We start from the raw sequence: 14,560 nt of genomic DNA on the forward strand, positions 1-14,560 counted from the left end.
CAGCACGGGAGGTTTTGATCATTTTGCAAAGACCTCCAGCAATCGGGGCGCAATTCTATCCAGTGGGCGAATTTCAACAGCGGCATCAATTGCCGCCGCCGCTTTGGGCATGCCATACACCGCTGAACTCTGTTGGTCCTGGGCGATGGTCAAATATCCTTGTTCACGCAGTAATTTGAGCCCTTGGGCGCCATCGCGCCCCATGCCGGTCAGCAATACGCCGACGGCATCGCCATTCCAGTGGCTGGCGACGCTCTCGAAAAACACGTCGATGGAAGGTCGATAAATCTCGTTCACCGGCTCGGCGGTATAGGCCAGCGTGCCGTTTTTCAGCAGGCGGATGTGGTGATTGGTGCCGGCCAGCAAGACTACGCCGCTTTGTGGCGGTTCGCCTTCACGGGCCAGGCGCACCGGCAGGCCGGACGCACTGCTCAACCACTCGGCCATGCCGGCGGCGAACACCTGATCCACATGCTGCACCAGCACAATGGCGGCGGGAAAGTCGCCTGGCAAGCCCTTGAGCAGGGTTTCCAGGGCAGCCGGCCCTCCCGCCGACGAGCCAATCGCTACCAGGCTCTGACGCTTGCCGGTAGCACGTTGCGGCGTCGCGTCGGCGCGCACGCGGCTGCCGCGCTGACCAATCAGCCAGCCGATGTTAAGGATCTTGCGCAGCAGCGGCGCCGCTGCATCCTTGGGGTTGCCCACGCCCAGCGCCGGTGTGTCCACTACGTCCAGGGCACCATGGCCCATGGCTTCGAACACGCGGCTGACGTTGGCCTGGCGGTCCACGGTGACAATCAGGATCGGGCACGGGGTATCGGCCATGATCTGACGGGTGGCTTCCACGCCATCCATCACCGGCATGATCAGGTCCATCAGGATCAGGTCCGGGGTCAGTTCGGCGCAACGTTGCACGGCTTCCAGGCCGTTGCTGGCCACCCACACCACTTCGTGGGCAGGCTCGAAACTGAGTGCGCGGCGCAGCGCCTCCACCGCCAGGGACATGTCATTGACGATCGCAATCCTCATGCCCGGGCTCCTCCGATCAGTTCAACCACGGCGTCGAGCAAGGCGTCATCGTGAAAACTGGCTTTGGCTAAATAATAGTCGGCGCCGGCATCCAGTCCACGGCGGCGGTCTTCTTCGCGATCCTTGTACGACACCACCATCACCGGCAACGATTGCAGGCGACTGTCACGACGCAGAAGTGTGACCAATTCGATACCGTCCATGCGAGGCATATCAATGTCAGTGATGAGCAGGTCGAAGTCTTCGGAGCGCAAGGCGTTCCAGCCGTCCATGCCGTCGACTGCAACGGCCACTTCATATCCGCGGTTTAACAGCAATTTGCGTTGCAGCTCACGTACGGTCAGCGAGTCATCCACGACCAGCACCCGCTTGCGCGCAACTTCGGTGGCCTGCTGGCTGCGCCTCGCGATGCGCTCCAGGCGGCCGGTGTTGAGCAGCTTGTCCACCGAGCGCAGCATGTCTTCGACATCCACGATCAACACCACCGAACCATCATCCAGCAAGGCGCCGGCGGAGATGTCCTGGACCTTGCCCAAGCGATCATCCAGCGGCAACACCACCAGGGTGCGCTCGCCGATGAAACGTTCCACCGCAATGCCATACACCGCATCGCGTTCGCGGATGACCACGACCTTCAATGTCGCGTCATTGCTTTGCGCCGCCGGGCGCTGCAACAACTGGCTGGCGGCAACCAGACCGACATGCCGGCCCTCGTGCCAGAAATGCTGGCGGCCTTCCAACTGGACAATATCGTCCGGCGACAGGTCGCACATGCGCTCGATATGCGCCAGCGGAAAAGCATAGGCTTCACCGCCGACTTCCACCACGAGGCTGCGCACCACCGACAGGGTCAACGGCACTTCCAGATGGAAGCGACTGCCCTGCCCCGCCGCCTGCTCCAGCACCACCGCGCCGCGCAATTGCCGGACCATATGCTGCACCGCATCCAGGCCCACGCCGCGTCCGGACACTTCGGTAACTTTGTCGCGCAGGCTGAAACCGGGCAGGAACAGGAACGTCAGCAGTTCCTCCTCGCTCAAACGCAAGGCGGTTTCCGGCGGTGACAGGTGCCGGTCGACGATGGTCCCGCGCAGGCGCTCAAGGTCGACGCCATTGCCGTCATCGCTCAGTTCCAGCACCAGCAACCCCGCCTGATGGGAGGCACGCAGACGGATCAGGCCCTCGGCCGGCTTGCCCGCCAGGATACGCTGCTCGGGCATTTCGATGCCGTGGTCGACGGCATTGCGCAGCAAATGAGTGAGTGGCGCCTCGAGCTTTTCCAACACGTCGCGATCGACCTGGGTCTTTTCGCCTTCGATTTCCAGGCGCACCTGCTTGCCCAGGCTGCGCCCGAGGTCGCGGACCATGCGCACCTGCCCGGCCAGTACATCGGCAAAGGGCCGCATGCGACAGGCCAGCGCCGTGTCGTAAAGCACCTGGGCACGCTGCCCGGCCTGCCAGCCGAACTCATCCAGCTCGACGATTTTTTCCGCCAGCAGGGCCTGGGCTTCGCTCAGCAAACGCCGGGTGTCGGCCAGCGCCTCCTCGGCTTCGAGGCTCAAATCCAGCGCCCTGAGCTGGCCGTCCAGCGTATCCAGTGCGCGTGCGCCGTTACTTTGAATCCGCTTGAGGCGCTGCATGCTTGCCAGGTAAGGCTTGAGCCGCTGGGTTTCCACAAGGGACTTGCTGGACAGGTCCAACAGACTGTTCAAGCGCTCGGCGGTCACGCGCAGCACGCGCTCGCCACCCTCGGTCATCGGTTTGCTCTGGCGCGGCAACGCCGGCTCGGGCTCAGGTGCAAGCGCTTCAATGATCGGCGCCGGGGCAGGCTCGGTCGGTGGTGGCGGCGGCGCGACATTGGCACTCGGCTGCGACGGATCGAGCAGCCGTTCCATCAAGGCCACATAGGCATCAATATCGGCCGCTCCCACATCATTGCCGGGGGTGGCAATGCGCATCAGCAAATCGGTGCCCTGCAGCAGAGCGTCGATATGCTCAGGTTGCAGGTACAGACGGCTTTCCTGGGCACTGACCAGGCAGTCCTCCATGACGTGGGCCACGCTGACCCCGGCGTCCACACCGACGATGCGCGCCGCGCCCTTGAGCGAATGGGCGGCGCGCATGCAGGCCTCAAGCTGGTCGGCCTGGGTCGGGTTACGCTCCAGGGCCAGCAGGCCCGCGCTCAATACCTGGGTCTGCGCATCAGCTTCCAGGCTGAACAGTTCCAGCAACGAGGCATCGCGCATCTGGTCGGGGGTCATGTGAGGCTCCGGGTCACGGCGGACAGCAATTGCGCCTCGTCCAGCCAACGCAGGCTGCGGCCCTTCCACTGCAACACACCCTGGGTGAAGCGCGCGCTGGCCTGGGTGCCGGAGGCGGACGCGGCCTTCAAGGCGCGCTCATCGATGGCATGGATGCCGTCGACTTCGTCCACCGGCACCACCACCGGACCGTCCTGCGCGGCGATGATCAACATGCGCGGCATGATGCGCCCGCCCGTCGCGCCATGATCGGTGACGTCCAGGCCAAGCAGCTCGACCAGCGACAGGCACGCCACCAGCGCGCCGCGTACGTTGGCCACGCCGAGCAATGCCCGTGAGCGCTGGTGCGGCAGGGAATGGATCGGTTGCAGCGGTGCCACTTCCACCAGGCAGCGGGTGGCGATGCCCAGCCATTCTTCGCCGAGGCGGAACATCAGCAGGGAACGGGTGGCCACGTTCTCGTCGACGGCGTCGGCGGCGATCGCGTGACGATCGTCCTGCTGCAACGCATAGCGGTCGAGCAAGCGCGTGGCGGCGGCGGAATACACCGAGCAGTTGCGGCAATGAATATGTTCGGCCAGCAACGGGCAGGACTTGTCGCCATGAATGCCGATACGGTTCCAGCAATCGTCGATGCGTTGGGTGTCGGCCAGGGTCAGGTCAAGACCCGCAGTGTCGAGCGCGTCGGAGGTACTCATCGTTTGGACTCACTGTCAGCTCGCTCGCTACGCGCGGCCCGCGCCTGCAAACGGCGCGCCCCCGCACTGTCGCCCTGGGACTCGAGCAACGCGGCCAGGTGCATCAGGGCCTGCGGGTGCTGCGGTTCCAGGTATAGGGCTTTGCGGTAATACCCCTGGGCTTCCAGGGCGCTGCCGGCCACATCGCTGAGCAAGCCCAGCCAGTAAAACACTTGGGCGGCCGGCGGGTGGTTGCTCAAATACTGTTCGCAGGCAGCCCGGGCCTCAGCACTTTTGCCCTCATTGGCCAGGGTGGCGATCCGGCTGAGCAAATCACCCGCGTCCGTTTGCGGCGCCTTGATCGGCAGCACCTGGGCGCTGACCGTGCTGAACGGGCGCGGTTTGGGCGGGATCGGTGCTGCGCTGCGCGCCGGGACGGGTGCCGGCATCGGCACGAAAACCGGCGCAGGCTTCACCGGTTCCACATGTCGGCTGAAGGCAAAGGACTGCGGCACGCCAATCGAGCGCATGCCATGGCGCCCCAGCAAACTGCCTTCGGCCGGGCCGATAAACAGCACGCCATCGACATGGGTCAAGCCCTTGAGCACATCGAAGACTTGTTTCTGGGTCGGCTGGTCGAAGTAGATCAGCAGGTTGCGGCAGAACACGAAGTCATAGCTGGGCTCATTCGCCAGCAACGCAGGGTCCAGCAGGTTTCCGACTTGCAGGCGCACCTGCTCACGCACTCGATCGGCAATGTGGTAACCGTCGGCCTGCTCGGTGAAATGGCGCTGGCGAAACTCCAGGTCGCCACCGCGAAAAGAATTCTTCCCGTACACCCCGCGCCGTGCCCGCTCTACCGACAGCGGGCTGACGTCCATGCCCTGCACCTTGAACTGGTGCGGGGCCAGGCCGGCATCGAGCAACGCCATGGCAATCGAATAGGGCTCTTCGCCGGTCGAACATGGCAGGCTGAGAATGCGCAACGCGCGCAGCTGGTTGATCTCGGCCAGACGCGCCTTGGCCAGGCGCGCCAAGGTGGCAAAGGACTCCGGGTATCGGAAAAACCAGGTCTCCGGAACAATCACCGCCTCGATCAGCGCTTGCTGCTCGTCCTGCGAGCTTTGCAGTCGCTGCCAATAATGCTCCAGCGTCACCGCCTGCACGGCCTGGCTGCGCTGGCGCACGGCGCGCTCGATAATGGCCTCGCCCACCGATGCGACGTCCAGGCCAATGCGTTCTTTCAGGAAGGTAAAGAAACGGGGGTCGCTGTTCATAGGCTCAGCTCGGCAGAAAATAGCAAAGCGCGGGCTTCATCGGTCAATAACTCGGACACGCCGATCCACTGCATCAAGCCCTGGGCATCTTCACGCACCAGCCCCAGGTAAGGCGCCTGCCGATTGTCGAGGCCATAGGGTTGAAACTCGGTCGGGTAGCAACGCAAGGTGTCGGTAGCCTGCTCCAGGATCAGCCCCAGCCTGCGCGCCTCGATCCAGGGTTGCGGCTGGTAGTTGACCAGCACCAGACGAGTACTGGTACGCACCTGGGCCGCTGTACCGAAGGTCAGCGCACTGAGGTCGATCACCGGCACCAACACCCCGCGATGGGCAAATATGCCTGCCACCCACGTCGGCGCATGAGCGATGGGTTTGAGCGGCACGCGCGGCAGCACCTCGGCCACTTCCGTGGCCTTGAGCGCATAACGTTCGCCGCCGATGTGAAACACCAGGAACAACGTCTTTTTCGCTGCCGGGACGGCGCCGCGTTTAGCCGCAAAGTCGCTCATCAGACTTTAAAACGCGATACGCCGCTGCGCAGACCGACCGCAACCTGGCTCAGTTCATCAATGGCAAAACTGGCCTGGCGCAGGGACTCCACGGTCTGGCTGCTGGCATCGCCCAGTTGCACCAACGCGTGGTTGATCTGCTCGGCACCGGTGGCCTGGGCCTGCATGCCTTCGTTGACCATCAACACCCGAGGCGCCAGGGCCTGTACCTGGTGGATGATCTGCGACAGCTGCTCGCCGACTTGCTGCACTTCGAACATGCCACGGCGCACTTCTTCAGAAAACTTGTCCATGCCCATCACGCCCGCCGACACCGCCGACTGGATCTCGCGCACCATCTGTTCGATGTCATACGTGGCCACTGCGGTCTGGTCGGCCAAGCGACGGACTTCGGTGGCAACCACGGCAAAGCCGCGGCCGTATTCGCCGGCCTTCTCGGCTTCGATAGCCGCGTTGAGCGACAACAGGTTGGTCTGGTCGGCAACCTTGACGATGGTCACCACCACCTGGTTGATGTTGCCGGCCTTCTCATTGAGGATCGCCAGCTTGGCGTTGACCAGGTCGGCGGCGCCCATCACCGAATGCATGGTTTCTTCCATGCGCGCCAGCCCTTGCTGGCCGGAACCGGCAGCGACCGAAGCCTGGTCGGCGGCGGTGGATACCTCGGTCATGGTGCGGACCAAGTCCTTGGACGTTGCAGCAATTTCGCGAGAAGTGGCCCCGATTTCGGTGGTGGTTGCAGCCGTTTCGGTGGCGGTCGCCTGTTGCTGCTTGGAGGTCGCGGCGATCTCGGTCACCGAGGTGGTCACCTGCACCGACGAGCGTTGGGCCTGGGACACCAGCGCAGTCAGTTCGGTCATCATGTCGTTGAAGCCGGTTTCGACTGCGCCGAATTCGTCCTTGCGCTCCAGGTTCAAGCGTTTGCTCAGGTCACCGTCACGCATGGTGCCCAGGATCGAAACAATGCGCTGCATCGGCCCCGTGATCGCGCGCATCAACAACAGGCCACAAAGGGCGGCGGCGAGAATGGCCAGGCCCAGCGAGACGAACATGCTGATCTTTGCGGCCTCTACAGCAGCGTCGATCGCGTTGGTTGCATGGTCGGCGACGTTCTTGTTTTCGGTAATGATGTCATTGAGCTTCATGCGGCCTGCGGTCCAGGCCGGTGTCATTTCGGTGTCAAACAACTTGCGCGCAGCGGCGACGTCGTTGTTTTGCAAGCGATCCACCACCGCAGCCAGGGCCTTGTTGTAATTCTGGTGGTAGGCTTCGAATCTATCGAACTCGGCCTGATCGTCACCACCGTTGATGGTGGCCTGGTAGTTGGCCATCTGTTGCAGGATGCGCGCTTCGAAGGACTTGAACTCAGCCTTGTCGGTGTCGCTCAGCCCCTTGTTTTGACCCGAACCGATCAGTTCCAGGATATGCAGGTAACTGTCGACCCAGGCGCTACGAATCATCGAACTGAGGTAAACCCCCGGCACCGCGTCGTCACGCACCGCGACTTCACTGGTTTCGATCTTCAGCAACCGTGAATAGGAGACCACAACCATTAACAGCATGATGGCGATAATGACCGCAAAGCTAGCCAAAATCCTTTGGCGCAAGGTCCAGTTCTTCACAGTAATTCCTCGAAGGCCCATTCAAATGCAGGGGAGTATAGCTGAGCGGATGCCTGCATTTATCAACAGCTTTTGCCGGACCAGGCAGAGGACGCGAATAGTTGTGAGAGGGGGGCTGGTTCCCGATAGCAGTGTGCCAGGCCACTTATACATAATTGACCACCGCTATCGGGGGCAAGCCCTAATGCCAGTCAGTTAAATGGCGGGCTGTAGAACACATCATCTGTAGTGAGCGGGCTTGCCCCGCGCTGGGTGGCGTAGCCGCCCCAAACGCAGGCACCTCGGTCCTGAAATACCGCGGCGTCTTTGTTGGGGCGGCGTTGCCGCCCAGCGCGGGGCAAGCCCGCTCACTACAGAGTTTGGTTGCGGCAGGTTCTTTTAACTGACTAGCATTAGGGCAAGCCCCCTCCCACATGGGTTTTGCGTGCTACCTGGGGTTATGCGTTCAACCGCACTTGCTTTTCCAGCTCAGCTTTCAGGCCGGGTTCGAGTTTGAGCTGGCGGGCCAGTTCGTCGAGGTAGGCTTTTTCCATGAAGTTTTCTTCGTCGACCAGCATCACGCTGGCGATGTACATCTCGGCGGCCATTTCCGGCGTGGCGGCAGCGCGGGCGACGTCGGTCGGGTCGAGCGGTTTGTTGAGCTCGGCGTGCAGCCAGCGTTGTAGCTCGAGGTCGTTGTCCAGCTTGGTGAACTCCCCTTCGATGAGCGCCCGCTCGCGCTCATCGACATGCCCGTCGGCCTTGGCGGCCGCCACGAGTGCCTTGAGGATCCCCTGGCTGTGCTGCTCGACCTGGGCCGGCGGCAGGCGGTCGATGGTTTGCGGTTCGCCTTGTGCTACGCCGGCCTGTTGCGCCTGCCAGTTGCCGTAGGCCTTGTAGGCAATCACGCCGAGTGCCGCCAACCCGCCGTAGGTCAGGGCCTTGCCGCCGAACTTGCGGGCTTTTTTGTTGCCCAGCAACAGCCCCATGGCTCCCGCCGCCAGGGCGCCGCCGCCCGCACCGCCGAGCAGGCTGCCCAGGCCACCCCCTCCAAGCAAGCCGCCCAGGGCACTTTTATCGTCCTGTTTACGTTGGCCACCAGCTTTGTTCTGCAACATATCCTGGCCAGACTTGAGCAACTGATCGAGTAATCCACGGGTATTCATTCGCAACCTCCAGACACTTGGGTTCATAGGACCAATAGGCCCCCAGCGTAAAACTAAGTGCTAAAAAACCCCGACCTAGAGTGCTTCCAGATGTAACGTCGGTGTAAGGCCAGAGATAACGACAGCGGGGCGGCGGAAATGCTTTGTTTCACATGCAAAGCCATCATGCCGCCATCAATCAATTTTCCTGGCTCATCGAACCGCTTAAGCTATCCAGCGTCTGTTTATTGTCCGTAGCGTTTGGCCGAAGGCATGTCCGAACCGTTATTTTTAATCCAGCACGCGCCAAGGCCGGCGCGGGATTTGCTCACGACAGGTTGTCTCTATGCACCGCAGGAATTTGCTCAAAGCATCCATGGCCATTGCGGCTTACACCGGTTTGTCGGCCAGCGGCCTGTTGGCCGCACAGGCTTGGGCCGGCAACCGCGCCGCCGATGGCAAGGCCGTGGCCTTCGATTTTGAGTCGCTGAAGGCCCAGGCCAAACAACTCGCCGGGACCGCATACAAGGACACCAAGCAGGTGCTGCCGCCGACCCTGGCGAACATGACACCGCAGAATTTCAACGCCATCGGCTACGACGGCAACCATTCGCTGTGGAAGGAATTGAACGGCCAACTGGACGTGCAGTTCTTCCACGTCGGCATGGGTTTCAAGACGCCCGTGCGCATGCACAGCGTCGACCCCAAGACCCGTGAGGCGCGCGAGGTGCATTTCCGCCCTTCACTGTTCAACTATGCCAAAACCACCGTGGACACCCAGCAGTTGACCGGCGACCTGGGTTTCTCCGGGTTCAAGCTGTTCAAGGCGCCGGAACTGGATCGGCATGACGTGCTGTCGTTTCTCGGCGCCAGCTACTTCAGAGCCGTGGACTCCACCGGCCAATACGGCCTTTCCGCACGCGGCCTGGCGATTGATACCTACGCGAAAAAACGCGAGGAATTCCCTGACTTCACGCAGTTCTGGTTTGAAACGCCGGACAAGGACGCCACGCGCTTTGTGGTCTACGCCCTGCTCGACTCGCCGAGCGCCACCGGGGCTTACCGCTTCGATATCGACTGCCAGGCCAACCAAGTGGTGATGGCCATCGATGCGCATATCAATGCGCGCACCGCCATCGAACAACTGGGCATCGCACCGATGACCAGCATGTTCAGTTGCGGCACTCACGAGCGTCGCATGTGCGACACCATTCACCCGCAAATCCACGACTCGGACCGCCTGGCGATGTGGCGCGGCAACGGTGAGTGGATCTGCCGCCCGCTGAACAACCCGGCCAAACTGCAGTTCAACGCCTTTGCCGATACCGATCCGAAAGGTTTCGGCCTGGTCCAGACCGACCATGAGTTTGCCAGTTACCAGGACACCGTCGACTGGTACAGCAAGCGTCCAAGCCTGTGGGTCGAACCGACGACCGCTTGGGGTGAAGGCTCCATTGACCTGTTGGAAATCCCCACCACCGGCGAAACCCTGGACAACATCGTGGCCTTCTGGACCCCGAAAAAGCCCGTGGCCGCCGGCGATTCGCTCAACTATGGCTACAAGCTTTACTGGAGCGCCTTGCCACCGGTCAGCACACCGTTGGCGCAGGTCGACGCCACACGCTCAGGCATGGGTGGCTTTACCGAAGGTTGGGCACCGGGCGAGCACTACCCTGAAGTATGGGCACGCCGGTTTGCCGTGGACTTCAAGGGCGGCGGCCTGGACCGCCTGCCGGCCGGCACCGGGATTGAGCCGGTGGTGACCTGCTCCCATGGCCAGGTGAAGGATTTCAGCGTGCTGGCGCTCGACAACATCAAGGGCTATCGCATTCTGTTCGATTGGTACCCCACCAGCGACAGCGTCGAGCCGGTGGAATTGCGGCTGTTTATCCGCACGCAGGACCGTACCCTGAGTGAAACCTGGCTGTATCAATACTTCCCGCCGGCACCGGAACAGCGCAAGTACACCTGACGCACCGGTTGCCATAATGTGGGAGGGGCATCGCGCCTCCCACATATCAAGCGGGTGGTTCAGAACCGCGAAACACTCTTCATCGCCCCGATCAGGTACCGCATCGCCACTTGATCGCTCTCGGTCAGGGCGCGGTACTGCGCCAGTAATTCGGCCTCATCCGAACTCAACCTTCGGCTACGCAAGAACACCCTGCGGGTCAGAAAAGACACCACCACACCCGCTACACCATAGGACTTGGCCATGGACTGCTTCTCCTGAAATCGATCAAATATTCCTCATGCCCATTACCCGCCTGCCGTGAAACGCAATGTCTTCAAGGACTCACAGCCTGATTCCCTGGGCCAGAAACCGGGCTTACCCTAAGCGTAGAAACTATCTCGCCATGCGTGGGATTTTTTTAGAGTATTCACTTAAAATTTTTCTTCGGTAACAAACACCTACAGGGCATTCTCACGAAGAGGACGATACAGCGGGCGTTCATAAGCCTGCGCGGACCTTTTAATACGCCTTCGACCTACATTGAGAAGTCCCTTTTCAGCGATCCAGGATCGACATGCCAGTTAAACGTAGGCAAGAAAAAACCCACCGTGCCAGGGTGGGTTTTGGCTGCGTGTGCAGGTGATCAGTCCCTGAGATCCGACTCGTGGATCGGCTGGTCGCGATGGGTCGCCCGTTGGTACTGCGCCGGCCAGATGGCTTTGCGCCCGCCCAGATCATCGTCGGCATGCAACGGCCAATAAGGGTCACGCAGCAGTTCACGAGCGAGGAAAATGATGTCCGCCTGGCAGGTACGCAGGATGTGTTCGGCCTGGGCCGGCTCCGTGATCATGCCGACAGTGCCGGTGGCAATACCGGACTCTTTGCGCACTCGCTCGGCAAAACGGGTCTGGTAGCCCGGGCCGGTGGGAATCTCGGCATTGGCGGCGGTGCCGCCGGAAGACACGTCGATCAAGTCCACGCCGAGGTCTTTGAGGCGGCGCGCCAGCTCCACGGTTTCATCGGGGTTCCAGCCATCTTCCACCCAGTCGGTGGCCGACACCCGCACAAACAACGGCAACTCCTGGGGCCACACGGCGCGGACGGCCTCGGTCACCTCCAGCACCAGCCGGATGCGGTTTTCAAAGGAACCGCCATAGCGGTCCTGACGCTGATTGCTCAGGGGCGACAGGAATTGGTGCAGCAGGTAGCCGTGGGCGGCGTGGATTTCCACCACTTCGAACCCGGCGGTCAAGGCGCGCTTGGCGGCAGCGACAAAATCGGCAATCACCTGCTGGATCTGCCCCTCGTCCAGCGGCTTGGGTTGGGTATGGTTGGGATCAAAGGCGATCGGCGACGGCCCCACCGGCACCCAGCCGCCTTCTTGCGGCGTGACACTGCCGTGTTTGCCGATCCACGGCCGATGGGTGCTTGCCTTGCGCCCGGCATGGGCCAGTTGAATACCGGCCACTGCCCCCTGGGCCGCAATAAACCGCGTGATGCGCTGCAGGGGTTCGATCTGTTCGTCGTTCCACAGGCCCAGGTCCTGGGCAGTGATGCGGCCATCGGCAGTGACGGCGGTGGCTTCGGTAAATATCAGGCCGGCGCCCCCCACGGCACGGCTGCCGAGGTGCACCAGGTGCCAGTCATTGGCCAGGCCGTTTTCGCTGGAATACTGGCACATCGGCGACACCGCAATACGATTGAGCAGGGTCAATTGGCGCAGTGTGTAAGGTTCGAGCAGCTGACTCATGGCGCACCTCTTCTGGACTTTTTGGGCACTTTTTGCAGGAGCGCGCTTGCTCGCGAAAGCCTCACGGGCGCCGTGTTCACCCAGGATAGACGCGTTAACGTTGACGTTTTTCGCGGGCAAGGGCGCGCCTGCATAACAGTGCTTAGAGCCTAGTCGACAACGATGGATTGCACAGGGTTCAGAAACAAAGCGGGAGCCGATTGCCGGCTCCCGTGCTGCAAAAACTTACATCTCGACCTGGGTGCCCAGCTCGATCACCCGGTTTACCGGCAGCTTGAAGAAACGCAGGTTGCCGTTGGCGTTCTTCAACATGAAGGCAAACAAGCTTTCGCGCCACCGCGCCATGCCCTTGATGCGCGAAGCGATCACCGTTTCGCGACTGAGGAAATAGGTGGTGCGCATCGGGCTGAAGTCCAGGTCGTCCAGATGGCACAGTTTCAAGGCTTCGGGCACGTCCGGCTCATCGGTAAAGCCGAAATGCAGGATCACCCGGAAGAACCCCTCCCCGTAGGCGTCCACTTCGAAACGCCGTGAAGCGGGCACGCGCGGGATATCTTCATAGACCACCGTCAGCATCACCACCTGCTCGTGCAACACCTGGTTATGCAACAGGTTGTGCAACAGCGCATGGGGCACGGCGTCAGGCCGCGCGGTAAGGAACACAGCCGTGCCCTGCACGCGATGCGGCGGCTGCACGCGGATGCTGCTGATAAAAATCGGCAGCGGTAGCCCGCCTTCCTCAAGGCGGTCCATCAGCAGTTCCTTGCCGCGCTTCCAGGTGGTCATCAGGATAAACAGCACAATCCCCGCCAACACCGGGAAGGCGCCGCCCTGAACGATCTTGGGTACGTTGGCGGCGAAGAACAGGCCGTCCACCAGCAGGAAACCGATCAGGACCGGAATCGCCAGCACCGGTGGCCATTTCCACAGCAACAGCATCACCGCCGATACCAGGATGCTGGTGATCAGCATCGTGCCCGTCACCGCCACCCCGTAAGCCGAAGCCAAGGCGTTGGAGGATTCAAAACCCAGCACCAGCAGGATCACGCCGACCATCAGCGACCAGTTCACCGCGCCGATGTAGATCTGGCCTTGCTCGGCGCTGGAGGTGTGCTGGATGTGCATGCGCGGGATGTAACCCAGCTGGATCGCCTGGCGGGTCAGGGAAAACGCCCCGGAAATCACGGCCTGGGACGCAATCACCGTGGCCAGCGTCGACAGCGCGACCAGCGGGATCAATGCCCAGTCCGGTGCCAGCAGGTAGAACGGGTTACGCGCCGCCTCGGGGTTTTCCAGCAGCAAAGCACCTTGGCCGAAGTAGTTGAGCACCAGCGCCGGCAGTACCAGGGCAAACCAGGCGCGGGCAATCGGCTTGCGCCCGAAGTGGCCCATGTCGGCATACAGGGCTTCGGCACCGGTCAGGGCCAGTACCACGGCGCCAAGAATCGCCACGCCCATACCGGGATGGGACACGAAGAAACGCACGCCCCACGCCGGGTTCAGTGCATTGAGCACTTCCGGGTGTTGCAAAATGCCGTGGATGCCAAGCCCGGCCAACACCAGGAACCACACCACCATCACCGGTCCGAAGAGCTTGCCGATGCGGTCGGTGCCGTGCTTCTGGATCAGGAACAGCCCGACCAGCACCACCAGCGACAGCGGCACCACCCAGCGTTCGAGACCGTCAAAGGCCAGCTCCAGACCCTCGACCGCCGACAATACCGAGATCGCCGGGGTGATCATGCTGTCGCCGTAGAACAGCGCCGCGCCGATCAAGCCGAGGATCACCAGCACCGAGCGCAGTTTCGGGTACGGCGACGCCGCCCGCCGCGCCAGCGCCGTCAGGGCCATGATGCCGCCCTCACCCTGGTTATCGGCACGCAGAATGAACAGTACGTATTTGATCGATACCACCCAGAGCAGTGACCAGAAGATCAGCGCCAGAATGCCGAAGACCCCGTCATGGTTGACCTGAACCCCGTAACCACCTGTGAACACTTCTTTAAGGGTATAGAGCGGGCTGGTACCGATATCGCCGTAAACCACCCCGACCGCCGCCACCAGCATGCCAATCGGCTTTGCGTTGGAATGCTCGGCACCTGCTGCCTGACTACTTGCCTGACCCATCAACCACTCCTGCCCTTTGACCTGAGGTCTTATATAACCAGCGCATCTGAGCTGACCCTAGCATGCGCTGATTTACTTCTCGTAACAGACGTTTTATTGACCTCGGGGTTTTACCCGTGCGCAACGGCGCGAAGCATAGCGCAGCACTCGTCGTATTTCCCTGCTCAAGTGATTCGAGTGTCTTTTTATGCGGTCTTTACATAGACGTCACTGCAGCTTGGAGCCTTTTT

At 61.8% G+C, this 14,560-nt stretch carries 11 protein-coding genes; 1 reads left to right on the forward strand and 10 read right to left on the reverse strand.

What is annotated here, in order from left to right:
- Positions 1–18 precede the first annotated feature (18 nt).
- The 7 genes from DK870_RS24120 to DK870_RS24150 form a co-directional block, all read right to left on the reverse strand.
- Positions 19–1,029, reverse strand: coding sequence for a chemotaxis response regulator protein-glutamate methylesterase (locus tag DK870_RS24120; protein ID WP_060754002.1), 1,011 nt, complete (start codon positions 1,027–1,029; stop codon positions 19–21).
- Positions 1,026–3,290: a hybrid sensor histidine kinase/response regulator gene (locus DK870_RS24125; RefSeq protein WP_060754001.1), complete on the reverse strand. Its 2,265-nt coding sequence runs from the start codon at positions 3,288–3,290 to the stop codon at positions 1,026–1,028. Before DK870_RS24125 ends, DK870_RS24120 begins: the two co-directional genes overlap by 4 nt.
- Positions 3,287–3,988 carry a chemotaxis protein CheW gene (locus tag DK870_RS24130; RefSeq protein ID WP_161549871.1) on the reverse strand — a complete coding sequence of 234 codons (702 nt, stop codon included), beginning with the start codon at positions 3,986–3,988 and terminating at the stop codon, positions 3,287–3,289. Before DK870_RS24130 ends, DK870_RS24125 begins: the two co-directional genes overlap by 4 nt.
- A complete protein-coding gene (locus DK870_RS24135; RefSeq protein WP_161549872.1) occupies positions 3,985–5,244 on the reverse strand; it encodes a protein-glutamate O-methyltransferase CheR in 1,260 nt (419 codons plus the stop codon). The genes DK870_RS24130 and DK870_RS24135 overlap by 4 nt, the downstream gene beginning before the upstream one ends.
- Positions 5,241–5,753, reverse strand: coding sequence for a chemotaxis protein CheW (locus tag DK870_RS24140; protein ID WP_161549873.1), 513 nt, complete (start codon positions 5,751–5,753; stop codon positions 5,241–5,243). Before DK870_RS24140 ends, DK870_RS24135 begins: the two co-directional genes overlap by 4 nt.
- Positions 5,753–7,396 carry a methyl-accepting chemotaxis protein gene (locus tag DK870_RS24145; RefSeq protein ID WP_218580631.1) on the reverse strand — a complete coding sequence of 548 codons (1,644 nt, stop codon included), beginning with the start codon at positions 7,394–7,396 and terminating at the stop codon, positions 5,753–5,755. The genes DK870_RS24140 and DK870_RS24145 overlap by 1 nt, the downstream gene beginning before the upstream one ends.
- 416 nt (positions 7,397–7,812) lie before the next feature.
- Positions 7,813–8,520: a tellurite resistance TerB family protein gene (locus DK870_RS24150; protein WP_161549875.1), complete on the reverse strand. Its 708-nt coding sequence runs from the start codon at positions 8,518–8,520 to the stop codon at positions 7,813–7,815.
- Positions 8,521–8,845: 325 nt separating this feature from the next.
- Between DK870_RS24150 and DK870_RS24155 the strand changes: the two genes are divergently transcribed.
- Positions 8,846–10,471: a glucan biosynthesis protein D gene (locus tag DK870_RS24155; protein ID WP_090366438.1), complete on the forward strand. Its 1,626-nt coding sequence runs from the start codon at positions 8,846–8,848 to the stop codon at positions 10,469–10,471.
- Positions 10,472–10,530: 59 nt separating this feature from the next.
- Here DK870_RS24155 and DK870_RS24160 read toward each other — a convergent pair whose 3' ends face one another.
- The 3 genes from DK870_RS24160 to DK870_RS24170 form a co-directional block, all read right to left on the reverse strand.
- Positions 10,531–10,716 (reverse strand): hypothetical protein, encoded by a 186-nt coding sequence (locus DK870_RS24160; RefSeq protein WP_060753994.1) that lies wholly within the window; start codon positions 10,714–10,716, stop codon positions 10,531–10,533.
- Positions 10,717–11,096: 380 nt separating this feature from the next.
- The gene (locus DK870_RS24165; RefSeq protein ID WP_060753993.1) at positions 11,097–12,203 is read right to left on the reverse strand and encodes an NADH:flavin oxidoreductase/NADH oxidase; all 1,107 of its coding nucleotides are present in this window, start codon (positions 12,201–12,203) and stop codon (positions 11,097–11,099) included.
- A 225-nt stretch (positions 12,204–12,428) separates the two neighbouring features.
- The gene (locus DK870_RS24170) at positions 12,429–14,330 is read right to left on the reverse strand and encodes a potassium transporter Kup (protein ID WP_161549876.1); all 1,902 of its coding nucleotides are present in this window, start codon (positions 14,328–14,330) and stop codon (positions 12,429–12,431) included.
- Positions 14,331–14,560: the final 230 nt, after the last annotated feature.

Source organism: Pseudomonas sp. Q1 (assembly GCF_009935975.1).
GTDB classification, from domain to species: domain Bacteria; phylum Pseudomonadota; class Gammaproteobacteria; order Pseudomonadales; family Pseudomonadaceae; genus Aquipseudomonas; species Aquipseudomonas palleroniana.

Excerpts from the sequence above, each read along its gene's own strand:
- DK870_RS24120 (WP_060754002.1), bottom strand. The coding sequence starts at position 1,029 with ATGAGGATTGCGATCGTCAATGACATGTCCCTGGCGGTGGAGGCGCTG.
- DK870_RS24125 (WP_060754001.1), bottom strand. The coding sequence starts at position 3,290 with ATGACCCCCGACCAGATGCGCGATGCCTCGTTGCTGGAACTGTTCAGC.
- DK870_RS24130 (WP_161549871.1), bottom strand. The coding sequence starts at position 3,988 with ATGAGTACCTCCGACGCGCTCGACACTGCGGGTCTTGACCTGACCCTG.
- DK870_RS24135 (WP_161549872.1), bottom strand. The coding sequence starts at position 5,244 with ATGAACAGCGACCCCCGTTTCTTTACCTTCCTGAAAGAACGCATTGGC.
- DK870_RS24140 (WP_161549873.1), bottom strand. The coding sequence starts at position 5,753 with ATGAGCGACTTTGCGGCTAAACGCGGCGCCGTCCCGGCAGCGAAAAAG.
- DK870_RS24145 (WP_218580631.1), bottom strand. The coding sequence starts at position 7,396 with ATGGGCCTTCGAGGAATTACTGTGAAGAACTGGACCTTGCGCCAAAGG.
- DK870_RS24150 (WP_161549875.1), bottom strand. The coding sequence starts at position 8,520 with ATGAATACCCGTGGATTACTCGATCAGTTGCTCAAGTCTGGCCAGGAT.
- DK870_RS24155 (WP_090366438.1), top strand. The coding sequence starts at position 8,846 with ATGCACCGCAGGAATTTGCTCAAAGCATCCATGGCCATTGCGGCTTAC.
- DK870_RS24160 (WP_060753994.1), bottom strand. The coding sequence starts at position 10,716 with ATGGCCAAGTCCTATGGTGTAGCGGGTGTGGTGGTGTCTTTTCTGACC.
- DK870_RS24165 (WP_060753993.1), bottom strand. The coding sequence starts at position 12,203 with ATGAGTCAGCTGCTCGAACCTTACACACTGCGCCAATTGACCCTGCTC.
- DK870_RS24170 (WP_161549876.1), bottom strand. The coding sequence starts at position 14,330 with ATGGGTCAGGCAAGTAGTCAGGCAGCAGGTGCCGAGCATTCCAACGCA.